This is a genomic window from Nocardiopsis valliformis DSM 45023 (assembly GCF_000340985.1).
GTDB classification, from domain to species: Bacteria; Actinomycetota; Actinomycetes; order Streptosporangiales; family Streptosporangiaceae; genus Nocardiopsis; species Nocardiopsis exhalans.
Genome location: NZ_ANAZ01000010.1, coordinates 259,773 through 271,585, shown reverse-complemented (window position 1 = coordinate 271,585; position 11,813 = coordinate 259,773). Strand labels below are relative to the sequence as shown.

Below are 11,813 nucleotides of genomic sequence, written 5' to 3'. Positions count from 1 at the left end.
GCTGTCCTGGGCCACCTGCGAAGCGTGGTTCGCCGCCCGGTTGCAGGCGTGCAGGGTCGCCTCAAGAACCCTCGCCTGTACCGGCGAGGGCAACAACTTCACCCGCACGACCACCTTCATGATCGAACACACTAACGACACCACCCCCGCCCGCGGGGCCAAACCACAAAACTCCCCTGAAACCCAATGCGCGCTGCTGCCTGCGCTCATGGTTCAGCGGGCAAGGCGATTCCTCCCGGGCGCGAACGCCCGGGCCTCCTCGCCAACAAGCAGGTGAAATGGGCCTTCGGGGTACCGGCGGAGACCAGGGCGTTCACAGCGGCCAAGGGCATCCGTGACATCGGGGCCGGGCGGAAACGGATGCCCGGTAGCAGCGGGCGGCGCCCCGGAAGGTTCCGGGGCGCCGCACTTCTTCGCTCGGGTCAGGCTCGGGTGTCGGAGCCGCGGAAGGCGGTCCAGTGGTCGATCATGCGGCGGGCCTGGCCCTGGGTGAAGTGGGTCATGCAGGCGTCGTCGCTGTAGTTCATGAAGTTGGTGACGGGGTCCTTGCCCGGCAGGTGGGGGCAGGTGTTCCGGCCCTTCGGGCAACCCGCCGCGGCCTCACGTTCGTACGGGGTGTCGTCCACGTAGTCGCCCGGGCTCTGGCAGCCGTTCTGGAACGTGTGGAACAGCCCCAGCCAGTGGCCCACCTCGTGGGTGCCGGTGTGACCCTCGTTGAAGCGGTCGCGCTCACCGCCCGGGAGGGTGTCGTGCGCGATGACCACGCCGTCCTGCGCCGAGTGGTTCGCGTAGTTCTGCGGGAAGGTCGAGTAACCGAGCAGCCCGGAGTCGAGTGCGGTGGTGTAGACGTTCAGGGTCTCGGGGCCGCCCTGGCGCAGGCGGGACCGGATGGTGTCGCGGTGCCGGTTGAAGTCGCCGAACCAGACGTTGTCAGCGTGGCGGGTGACGGCGGAGAGCTCGAAGCGAAAGCCCGTGTCGGTTCCCTCGGAGCCACGCGCGTAGTCCCCCCGGAAGGCGCGGTTGAGCACGTCGATCTGGTCCCGGATCCGCCGGTCGCTCACGTCACCCCGGCCGTCCTCGGCGGAGATCACGTGGACGACCACCGGAACCGTGTGTGGTGGGGCGAGCTCGCGGCCGCGCTGGGCGACCAGGGCCTCGCGCAACTGTTCCTCGTACTCGACGGCCTGCTCCGGGGTGACCTCCACCCCTTCGGCGGTGCCCGCACCGGGGTCGGCGACCCGGTTCTGCGACTCCCGGGCAGCCGTGTCGGCGCTGTCGGGCGCCCGGGGCTCCTGCCCGGGAGGACAGTAGTCGTCGAACGCGGCCACCGGTCCGGGCCCCGGGGGCTCGGGATCGGCGGGCTCCGGCAGCGTGGTCGCCACCAGACCGGTCAGCGCGAGTGCGCACAGGGTCAGGCCGGACCAGGTCGCGGCTGAGCCTCCGCGCGGGCTTCGTCCAATCACCTCACGGACTGTAGTTGTCCGATTGCTTTGCGATTGGGAGCCTTGCGCAGTCTTGCTAAGTATTTGCCCGATTCGACCAACGGGTGACCACTGTGGCTCTACCCCCGCCCCTGGCCTCGGAACCTACTTCTGGCCCACGGCCCAGGCCCGCAGCTTGGCGATGCGCTCGCGGATCTGCGGTGGGCTGGCCTGCGCGACCGGCGGCCCCCCGCAGGCCCGGCGCAGTTCGTTGTGGATCACCCCGTGCGGCTTCCCGGTGCGGTGGTGCCAGGCGCCGACCAGGTTGCTGAGGTCCTTGCGCAGCTCGGCGAGGACCTCGTGGGTGGGCCCCGACTCCTCCTCCGGCTCCGCCTTGCCCTTGGCCTTGCGCTGGCTCGCGTGGATGTCGGCCTTGCGCTTGCGCAACAGCTGGGAGACCTGTTCCGGGTCGAGCAGCCCGGGCAGTCCGAGGAAGTCCTCCTCCTCGCTGGAACCGGCCGCGCCGCCGCCGTACTCCAGGCCGTCGTAGAGCGCGCGGTCGAACTCGGCCGCGGACTCCATGGTCTCGAAGGGGAGCTCCTCCCCCGCGTCCGGAGTGTCCTTCTTCTTGTTGGCCTCCTTGAGGAGGTCCTCCTCCGGGTACTCGTCGTCCGAGGGCTGCTTGTCCAGGACGTGGTCGCGCTCGCGCTCCATCTCCCCCGCGTACTCCAGCAGGGTCGGCACCGACGGCAGGAACACCGACGCCACCTCGCCTCGTTTGCGCACGCGCACGAAGCGGCCGATGGCCTGCGCGAAGAACAGCGCCGTGCTGGTGGAGGTCGCGTACACGCCGACCATCAGGCGGGGCACGTCCACGCCCTCGGAGACCATCCGGACCGCGACCATCCAGCGGTCGTCGCTCTTGGAGAAGCGGGTGATCTTCTTGGAGGCGGTGGGGTCGTCGGAGAGCACCACGGTGGCGCCCTTGCCGGTGATCTGGCGCAGGATGCGCGAGTAGGCGCGGGCGTTCTCGTGGTCGCTGGCGATGACCAGGCCGCCCGCGTCCGCGTGGGTCTTGCGGACCTCGGTCAGGCGGCGGTCAGCCGCCTGCAGGACCTTCTTGATCCAGTCGCCCTTGGGGTCCAGGGCGGCCCGCCAGGCCTGGGAGAGCGCGTCCTGGGTGAGGGGCTCGCCGAGTCTGGCCGCGAGCTCGTCGCCCGCCCGGGTCCGCCAGCGCATCTCACCGGAGTAGGCCATGAAGATGACCGGGCGCACCACGCCGTCCTCCAGCGCGGGCCCGTAGCCGTAGCTGTAGTCCCAGGAGCAGCGGCGCACCCCCGCGGAGTCCTGGACGTAGTCCACGAACGGGATGGGGTTGATGTCGGAGCGGAACGGGGTTCCGGTCAGCGACAGGCGGCGCGTGGCCGGGTCGAAGGACTCGCGGACCGCGTCGCCCCAGGACAGGGCGTCGCCCGCGTGGTGGACCTCGTCGAAGATCACGAGGGTCTTGCGCGCCTCGGTGCGGTTGCGGTGCAGCATCGGGTGCGCGGCGACCTGCGCGTAGGTGACGGCCACACCGATGTACTGGCGGCCGAGAGCACCCTGCCCGTTCTTGAAGTCCGGGTCGATGGCGATGCCGAACCGGGCCGCCGCCTCGGCCCACTGCTTCTTGAGGTGCTCGGTGGGGCAAACGATGGTGATCGCGCGTACCGCGTGCTGCCGGAGGAGTTCGCTGGCCAGTGTGAGGGCGAAGGTGGTCTTGCCCGCGCCGGGTGTGGCCACCGCGAGGAAATCGCGTGGCTGCCTGCGGAAGTACTCCTCGAAGGCCTCCCGCTGCCAGGCCCGAAGGCCGCTCAGGCGATCCTCCGCCGTGGTCTGCGTCACCGTCATTCGTTCTGTCCCCCGTTGCTCACCTGCTTGAGGTTAGCGGCCGCCGGAGACCGATCCGGGAGCCCCGGCAGTGGTGCCGCGCACAACGCCCGTCCCCGGGCGTATCCGGTAGGACACGCCCGTGCCGTCCCGGTACCGGCTGCCACCTCGCCCAACGGCAAACGGCACGGTGCTTGCCGCACCGCACCGCGCCGTCGTTCGAGAACCGTCTCGAAAGCCTTGCTCCAGGCCTACCTCAGCCCTCGTCCGCAACGTCCGTTCTAGGCCCCGTCGCCTTCCGCCGACACCTCTTCCGCCCCGGGGCCCTCCTCGGCCTCAGGCTCCCCCTCCACCTCGACAGCCTCGGGGTCGACCTCGCCCTCGGGTACCTCGGCGCCGCCGATCCCGGTCGTGTCCACCGCGCCGTCGTTGAACGGCATGTGCGGGGAGATCGCCGGAAAGGCGAAGAACCACAGCAGCGCGGCTCCACCTGCAAGCAGGCCCACCGCCATGATGAACTTGGAGGCCCAGGGGCCGGGCAGGATGTGCCAAATCAGTCCGTACATTCGTGTGTCCCTTCCCCTACGCGTCCGGCGCCATGTGGGCGATGCTGTCGGGCATGCCCTCGGACTTGGGCGTGGTCTCGGTCAGTTCCGCCCACACGATGAGCCGGTGCGTGTTGTTCAGCTTGGGGGCACAGGTGGTGAGGGTGAGCAGGGCCCGGCCGGGCTCCTCCTCGGAGGCCTCCTCGAAGGGGTCCGGGGTGACCACCCAGAAGTCCTCGGGCAGGACGGTCTCCTCGCGGAAGACCTCGTAGGTGTAGAAGTTCTCGCCGTCCTCCAGCACCATGACGTCGCCCTCGTTCAGCAGGTCGAGGTCCCAGAACAGGCCGGGGGTGCGGTGCGCCGCGACCCCGTAGTTGCCGAGTTCGCCGGGGGCGCTGTCGTACTGGGTGTAGCGGCCGGGGCTGTAGCGGATGTCGTCGGGCTCGGTGCCGTTGACCACCACCCAGTCCAGGTCCAGGTCCGGGACGTAGAGGCGGCTGTCGGCGCTGCCCGGGAGGGGTTCGGAGTCCGGTCCCCGCTCATCGGCGACGGCCCACGCCTCGTCCAGTCCGTCAGCCAGACCCTGCTGCTCACGGTCGGTCTCCCACTGGGAGCCGTACACCTCGTAGGCGGCGTAGAAAAGCATCAGCAGACCCGCCGTCAGGAGGATCTCGCCGAAGAACCGGACGAACCCGCGGACGACGTCGCCCGGGGTGGTCTTCGGTTTGCGGGCACGACGCCGTCGGCCCCGCGGGGCCCGCTCCCGGCCCTCGTCCGAGGGGTGGGGCTCATCGTGGGACTGCCGTTCAGTTGTGGACACCAATACGACCTACTCCTGTGGACGCTTTCGTGTGCACCCGGGTGACCGGAGGGGGACGACGAGCGGGACCCCCGTACGCGGATGCGGCAGGACTTCGACCTCGTGTTGGTACACAGCGCTGAGGAGCGACGCACTGAACACGTCGGCGGGGGTTCCCTGCGCGGCGACCTGTCCTCCGGAGAGTACCGCCACACGATGGGCGTACGCGGCCGCAAGCCCCAAATCGTGCAGGACCACGATAACCGCCCCACCGTGGGACGCCAGCGTACGCGCGATGGAAAGTACAAGTTCCTGGTGACGGATGTCCAGCGCGGCGGTGGGTTCGTCGAGCAACAGCAGGCCGGTGTCCTGGGCCAGGACCCGGGCGAGCATCACACGCGCCCGTTCACCCCCCGAAAGCGTGGGGAAGCGCCGGTCGGCCAGGTGGGTGACGCCGACCTGTTCCATGGCGGAGCGGGTGAGGGCGTCGTCTTCGGCCGGGGAGCTGAGGCCGGCCCAGGGCGCCCGACCCATGGCGACGAGTTCGGTGACCGAGAACGGGAAACTGACCGCGGCCTCCTGGGGCAGGACGGCGCGGCGCAGGGCGAGTTGGGGCGGGTTCCACTCCCCCAGCTCGCGGCCGAACAGGCTCACCGTGCCCGAATCCCGCTCGCCCTTGGCGGGGCCGCCGGTAACATCCCCCGACAGCGCGGAGAGCAGGGTGGACTTACCCGCACCGTTGGGTCCGACCAGGGCGAGGAGTTCGCCCGCACGGACGGTGAGGTCCACACCGTCGAGCAGGGCGCGCCCGCCCCGGCGGACGGTGACGCCCTCGGCGCGGACCACCTCGGCACCGGGTTCGACGGGTTCGGGGCGGGCGGGCGCACGGGTCAGCGGCGCGACGGCGGTGCTGAACCGCTGCCGGAGCCGCCGGCGCAACGGCGAGGCGGCCGAAGCGCTGACTGTGTCGGCCGTAGTCTCGGCGGCCAGGGTGGTGGCGGTGCCGGTCACGACCAGCCTCCTTGCTTGGCGCGGGTGCGGTGCAGCAGGTAGAAGAAGAACGGTCCACCCAGGGCCGCGGTGACGACCCCGAGTGGGATCTCGGCCGGGGCGGCGACGGTGCGGGCCAGCAGGTCGGCGGCGAGCAACAGCAGGCCGCCGCCGAGGGCGGAGGCAGGCAGCAGCACGCGGTGGCCGGGTCCGGTGATCATGCGGATGATGTGCGGTACGACGAGGCCGACGAAGGCGACGATCCCGGCGAAGGCGACCGCGGCCGAGGTGAGCAGGGCCATCGCGCCGATGAGCACCAGGCGCATGCGCTCGACGTCCACGCCCAGGTGGCGGGCGGGTCCCTCGCCGAGCGCGAGCAGGTCCAAGCGGCGGGCGTAGACCGGGATGACCAGCAAGCCCAGGAAAAGGCACGGCGCGATCGCGGCGACCTTGGACCAGGTGGCGGTGGAGACGCTGCCCAGCTGCCAGAAGGTGATGGTCTGGATCTCGGCGTCCTGGGAGAAGTTGGTCATCAGCCCGATCGCGGCCCCGGCGATGGCGTTGACCGCGATCCCGGTGAGCAGCAGGGTGACGACCTCGGTGCGGCCGCGCGAGCGCGCGAAGACGTACACGAACAGGGTCGTGGCCAGGCCGAACACGAAGGACGAGGCGATGATCGTCCAGTGGCCGAAGACGGTGAGTCCGGTGAAGATGATGACGATCGCGCCGACGGCGGCCCCGGAGGAGACACCGATCACACCGGGTTCGGCCAGCGGGTTGCCGAAGATGCCCTGCATCATGGCGCCCGCGCTGCCCAGGGCGGCGCCGACCATGATCGCGAGCACGACGCGGGGCAGGCGCACGTCCCACAGGACGGTGTGCGCGATCTGGTCCGGGGCGGTGCCCACATCGAGGCCCATGGCCCGCAGGATCGACGCGGCGACCTGGCCCGCGGGGATGGGGTAGGCGCCGACCCCGGCAGCGATGACAGCGACGGCCACGAGGCTGACCGTGAGGCCGCCCAGGAGGAGTCCGGCGCGCAGTCGGCGCAGGACGCGGCCGCCGCTGTCCGGATCGGGTTCGGTGGTGGTGTCGCTGCTTGCGGAGCGTTCGGAGAGGGCGGTCACGGGGTGTCGTCCTCTGCAGCCGTGTCCTCGGCATCCGAGCCCTCGGCGTTCTCGACTTCGCCGGTGATGGCCGCGAGTTCCTCGGCCATGGCCGTGATGACCTGGGGTGTACGGGGGCCGAAGTTGAGCAGGACCCCGTCCTCGAAGTCGATGACGGCGCCGTTCCGGCCAGCCGGAGTCTGGGCGACACCGGGGATCTCGACCAGCCCTTCGATGCCGCCGACGGACTCCAGGCCCTTGGTCATCACCAGCAGGACGTCGGGCTGGGCCTCGATGAGCGCCTCGGTGGTGATGGGGGTGAAGGCCACGTCCAGGCCCATCTCGACCCCGGCGTCGCGGGCGCCGATCTCGGCGAGCATGGCGTCGGCGCCGGAGCCCCGCCCGCCCAGGAGATAGACCCCGGCGGTACCGCGCAGGTAGAGGAAGGCGACCAGGGGTGAACCGCTGGCCTCGACGGAGGTCTCGCGGACCGAGGCCATCTGCTCCCGGGTGCGCTCGACCAGCCGGGTGCCGGACTCGGGGACGCCGAGCACCTCGGCGACGCGTTCGAAGCGCGGGTACATCTCGTCGAAGGACCAGGCCTCCTCGACGATCACCACGGGGATGCCGCTGCCCTGGATCTGTTCGATCGTCTCGGGGGGACCGGTCTGGGTGTCGGCGAGGATCACCGTGGGTTGGAGGGCGAGGACGGACTCGGCGGAGACGTCGTGGCCCTCGCTAATCACTGGCAGGTCGGCGGCCTCGTCGAAGGTGGCCGCCACGTCGCGGCCGACCACGCTGTCGCCGAGCCCGAGGGTGAAGACGATCTCGGCGAGGCCACCGGTGAGTGGCAGGATCCGGCTGGTGTCGGTGACCTCCACCTCCTCGTACTCGAGGGGGTCCGAGCTGGTGCGGTAGGGGTCCAGGATCACCGAGTCGACGGTGACGGGGAGCTCGGGGGTTTCGGTCTCCGCCAGGATCTGGAGGCGGTTCTCGGAGAGTCCGGGGATACCCTCGTCAGCCGGTTCGTCCACGGGAGCGACCGCGCCGGTACAGGCGGTGAGGGCGAGGGTGCATACAGCGGCCAGCAGAGCGGCGGCGCTGCGGCCCGGTCTGGGTCGTCCACGCAGGTGGGGACGGGGGACGGCGTGGGGCATGGCGGTCGCTTTCGGTTGATCCGTGTACCGGGGTGTCGCCTGGGAGCGGGGGCGCGACACGACCTTTTATATGACAGGTCGTCACAATCTTGACAACCCTGACGGTTCAGTGGTCAACTATTCCGGCGCGGGATCGAGTTAGGTAAGGCTCACTTCGCCAAGGTAAGCGTAACCTAAATTCTTCCCCAGGTCTCGCGGGTGACGGAACGCCGTCTGACCCGCACGAACGCGAAGGCCCCTGATGCACGCAGCGGTTCCCCTCCGTGGGCTTCTCCCACCAATGGCCGCCGTGGCGGCGGCGACGGTTCTTTCCGCCTCCGTCCCCGCGACGGCGTTCGCCGACCCGGTCGACGACATCGTCCACCCCCGCATCACCACCGTGAACCGCACTGATGGGCTCGATCCCGAGGGCGACACCGTCACGGTCTCCGGTATCGGACACGACCCCGGCAGCCGGATCGAGATCACCACCCGGGCCGTGCCCGCCGAGGCGGCCGACACCGAGGACGCCGGCGAGTCCGCGGTCCTGGACACCGAGAACACCGTCCTGACCGAGGTCGACGAGGACGGGCTCTTCACCGTGGACCTCAACACCGGCGTCGACTTCGCCGCCGAGGCCGGTCTGGACGCGACCGAGGACCCCTTCGAGATCGTCCTGACCGAGGCCGAGGCCGGCAACACCGAATCCGGCGAGGGCTCCGGGGCCACGCCCGAGCGGGGCGGCTGGGCCGAGATCGACGCCCCGGTCGAAGACCCTGAGGAGAGCACGACGCAGGCCGAGCCCTCCCCGGACGAGGTCGTCTCCGCCCCGGGCCCCGGCCGCAGCACGCCCGTGCTCGCCCCGGCGGCACCCCAGAACGCTCCGGTACAGGCCGCTCCGGTCGTCGCCGTGGTTCCGGTGAGCTTCGCCGCCCCGGCGAACGCGCCCCAGTCCCCGAACGCTCCGCAGACCCAGGCCGCGCCGCAGATGCTGCCGCAGAACCCGGCCAACCTGACGCTGACGGTCTCCAAGACCAGCGGGCTCAACCCCGACGGTGAGAGCGTCACCGTGACCGGCAGCGGCTACGACACGTCCAAGGGCATCTACGTCGCCCTGTGCGACACCGCCAACGCCAGTGCCACCCAGGCCCCCAGCCCCTGCATCGGCGGCGTAGACATGGACGGCGAGGGCGGGGCCTCCGCCTGGATCTCCAGCAACCCGCCGCCCTACGGCGAGGGCCTGGCCACCCCCTACACCGGCAGCGGAACCAACGGCGGGTTCACCGTCGAGCTAACGGTCAAGGGCTCGGACGAGCACACCGACTGCCTCTCCGCCGCCACCGACTGCGCCGTGGTCACCCGAAACGACCACACGCGCTCCAGCGACCGCGGCCAGGACACGTTCGTCCCGGTCACCTTCAGCGGCCAGACCGGCGACCCCGGCTCGGGCGGTTCCGGTGGCCCGGGCAGCAGCTCGGGTGATTCCGGAAGCGGCTCGGGCAGCGGCTCCGGTGACTCCGGCAACAACAGCACCGGCAACGGTTCCGGCGGCAGCTCCAGCGGCTCCGGCAGCGGCAGCAGCACGGGCGGTTCGGGTTCGGGCGGCGGCAGCTCCCTGCCCACCACCGGCGCGGCCCTGACCGGCCTGGTCCTGGCCGCCGCAGTGGCCGCCCTGGCCGGCGCCGCGGCGATGTTCACCGCACGCCGCCGCACCAGCGAGGAGCCGGCCACGACGGCCTAGACACCCTCTCTCAACCAGCCGTATCCGCCCGGTCCGGGTCCCCCTCGTCCCGGGCACCCACTGGGCACCCTCCGACCACGTTCTCCCTCGGCGGCCTCGCCGCTCCCGTTCCGCACGGGGCCGCCGCCCCACACCCCGCTCGGCCCCGGTGCGCGACCGGGTCCGGCTCCCGTCCATCCCCCGACACGAACAGGAACATCCATCTCATGAACACCACCACCAGCCGTGAGGGCGCGGCCGCGGGCAGAACCCGCCCGCTGCGCTCCCTCACCGCCCTGGCGGGAGCGGCCGTCCTGGGCGCCTCGCTCACCCTGGGCGCCGCACCGGCCCTGGCCGACGAAGCCCCCGTCTCCGTCGAAGGCGGCTCCGCCACCTGGGGCGTCAAGCAGTCCTTCCGCAACTACATCTCCGGCCCCATCTCGGGCGGCGGCTACGAGGCGGTCGACGGCGCCTCCGTCAATGCCGACGGCACCCTGGACTTCCCCACCGCGGAGGGCTCGGTCTCCAAGGAGGACTCCTCCGGTGAGGTGAGCTTCTTCGGAGGTGTGGTCTTCACCGGCCACGACTACGGCCAGGGCCCGGTCCTGGAGATCCACGTCAACGACCCTCGCGTGGAGTTCGACGGCGCGGGATCGGCCACGGTCTACGCCGACATCACCAGCCGCGAGTTCAAGGGCGCCAACCCGGCGCTGCCCCCGGGCGACCTCATCTCGTACGGCGAGGTGGCGGTCACTGAGCTGACCGGCGCCGAGGTGGAGGTCGAGGGCGACGAGATCGTCTTCACCTCCGCCGCGGGCACCATGCACGCCGACGCCGTGGAGCCGTTCGCGAGCTTCTACGGCGCCGGCGAGACGATGGACCCGTTTTCCTTCAGCACCGTGGCCGTCGAGGGTGCCGACCCGACCGACCCCACGGACCCCGAGGAGCCGGTCCACAACCCCCAGGTCCAGGTCAGCCAGACCACCGAGCTCGACCCCGAAGGCCAGGTCGTCCAGGTCGACGGCACCGGCTTCCGTCCCGGCGCGGGCATCTACGTCGCTCTGACCGGCATCGCCCAGTCGGACAGCTCCCACCCCGCTGACTGGTACGGCAGCGGCGTGTGGCTGCGCGACGGCTCCGCCCCCGCCGCGGACGGCACGTTCAGCACCGGCCTCGACGTCGTGGGCGCCTTCGAGAAGAGCGGCAACGCCTACGACTGCGTCGAGGACCAGTGCTACGTCGCGGTCTTCAACGACCGCCACGACCTGGCCAACCGCGACCAGGACGTGTGGACCCCGATCTCCTTCGCCACCGAGGACGGCGACGGAGATGGTGACAGTGACGGCGAGACCCCCGAGGGCGACCTGACCGTGCACAACGGCCGCGCCGACTGGGGCGTGAAGGAGTCCTTCCGCAGCTACATCGTGGGCAACATCGCCAAGGGCGAGATCAGCACCAGCGACGGCGCCAGCAAGAACGACGACGGCACCTTCGCCTTCACCGACGGCAGCGGCACCGTGAACCTGGACGAGTCCGTCGCCGAGATCGACTTCGGCGGCACCGTGCTCTTCGAGGGCCACGTCTACGGCGGCGCCGACCCGCTGCTGTACATGACCGTCTCCGACCCGCGGGTCGAGATCGACGGCGCCGAGGGCACTCTCTACGCCGACGTGGTGAGCAAGTCCCTGAGCAACGAGGAGCTCCTCACCTACGAGGACGTGGCCTTCGCCGACCTGGACCTGTCCGGTGTGGAGTACGAGCTGGCCGAGGGCGTCCTGTCCTGGGACCCGATCCCGGCCGCTCTGACCGCTGACGGCGTCCCCGCCTTCGCCGACTTCTACGCCGCGGGCGAGCAGCTCGACCCGATCACCCTGACCGTGAGCGTGGACGAGAACGTCCAGGTTCCCGGCGGCGGCACCGGCACCCCCGGTGGCGGCGACGGCAAGCCGACCCCCGGCCCGGGTGACGGCGATGACAAGCCGACCCCCGGCCCGGGTGACGGCGGCGGCAAGCCCGGTCTGCCCAACACCGGTGTGGCCCTGACCGGCCTGCTGACCGCCGCCGCGGTGGCCGTGGCCGCGGGCGGTACCGCTCTGGTCGCCGCCCGCCGCCGCGCGGGCGCCGAAGAGGGCGCGCAGGAGAGCGCGCAGGAGAGCGCGCAGGTCTGATCCTCCGCTCCGGCCCCGGGGGTTCAGCTCCCGGGGTCGAGATCCCGGCCCCCGTGCCC

9 protein-coding genes are annotated in these 11,813 nt (G+C 71.1%); 2 read left to right on the top strand and 7 right to left on the bottom strand.

The features are described 5' to 3' along the window. Window positions 1-422: 422 nt before the first annotated feature. The 7 genes from D457_RS32390 to D457_RS32385 all read right to left on the bottom strand — a co-directional run bounded on the left by D457_RS32390 (window position 423) and on the right by D457_RS32385 (window position 7,887). Window positions 423-1,463, bottom strand: a complete 1,041-nt coding sequence (locus tag D457_RS32390; RefSeq protein WP_017580906.1) for a zinc metalloprotease — start codon at window positions 1,461-1,463, stop codon at window positions 423-425. 123 nt (window positions 1,464-1,586) lie between these two features. Further along, window positions 1,587-3,311, bottom strand: a complete 1,725-nt coding sequence (locus tag D457_RS0111970) for a DEAD/DEAH box helicase (protein ID WP_017580905.1) — start codon at window positions 3,309-3,311, stop codon at window positions 1,587-1,589. A 260-nt stretch (window positions 3,312-3,571) separates the two neighbouring features. Beyond that, complete coding sequence (locus tag D457_RS0111965; RefSeq protein ID WP_017580904.1) at window positions 3,572-3,856, bottom strand: hypothetical protein; 285 nt, start codon at window positions 3,854-3,856, stop codon at window positions 3,572-3,574. Window positions 3,857-3,872: 16 nt separating this feature from the next. Further along, a complete protein-coding gene (locus D457_RS0111960) occupies window positions 3,873-4,658 on the bottom strand; it encodes a class E sortase (protein WP_017580903.1) in 786 nt (261 codons plus the stop codon). A 6-nt stretch (window positions 4,659-4,664) separates the two neighbouring features. After that, on the bottom strand, window positions 4,665-5,624 hold the full coding sequence (locus D457_RS0111955) for a heme ABC transporter ATP-binding protein (protein ID WP_394297041.1): 960 nt from the start codon (window positions 5,622-5,624) through the stop codon (window positions 4,665-4,667). Between the two features lie 17 nt (window positions 5,625-5,641). Next, window positions 5,642-6,751 (bottom strand): FecCD family ABC transporter permease, encoded by a 1,110-nt coding sequence (locus D457_RS0111950; RefSeq protein WP_017580901.1) that lies wholly within the window; start codon window positions 6,749-6,751, stop codon window positions 5,642-5,644. Beyond that, a complete protein-coding gene (locus D457_RS32385) occupies window positions 6,748-7,887 on the bottom strand; it encodes a heme/hemin ABC transporter substrate-binding protein (RefSeq protein ID WP_017580900.1) in 1,140 nt (379 codons plus the stop codon). Before D457_RS32385 ends, D457_RS0111950 begins: the two co-directional genes overlap by 4 nt. A 280-nt stretch (window positions 7,888-8,167) precedes the next feature. Between D457_RS32385 and D457_RS35345 the strand changes: the two genes are divergently transcribed. Beyond that, on the top strand, window positions 8,168-9,607 hold the full coding sequence (locus tag D457_RS35345) for a hypothetical protein (protein ID WP_017580899.1): 1,440 nt from the start codon (window positions 8,168-8,170) through the stop codon (window positions 9,605-9,607). A 206-nt stretch (window positions 9,608-9,813) separates the two neighbouring features. Then, window positions 9,814-11,754, top strand: a complete 1,941-nt coding sequence (locus D457_RS0111935) for an HtaA domain-containing protein (protein ID WP_017580898.1) — start codon at window positions 9,814-9,816, stop codon at window positions 11,752-11,754. Window positions 11,755-11,813: the final 59 nt, after the last annotated feature.

Excerpts from the sequence above, each read along its gene's own strand:
- D457_RS0111970 (WP_017580905.1), bottom strand. The coding sequence starts at position 3,311 with ATGACGGTGACGCAGACCACGGCGGAGGATCGCCTGAGCGGCCTTCGG.
- D457_RS0111965 (WP_017580904.1), bottom strand. The coding sequence starts at position 3,856 with ATGTACGGACTGATTTGGCACATCCTGCCCGGCCCCTGGGCCTCCAAG.
- D457_RS32385 (WP_017580900.1), bottom strand. The coding sequence starts at position 7,887 with ATGCCCCACGCCGTCCCCCGTCCCCACCTGCGTGGACGACCCAGACCG.
- D457_RS35345 (WP_017580899.1), top strand. The coding sequence starts at position 8,168 with ATGGCCGCCGTGGCGGCGGCGACGGTTCTTTCCGCCTCCGTCCCCGCG.
- D457_RS0111935 (WP_017580898.1), top strand. The coding sequence starts at position 9,814 with ATGAACACCACCACCAGCCGTGAGGGCGCGGCCGCGGGCAGAACCCGC.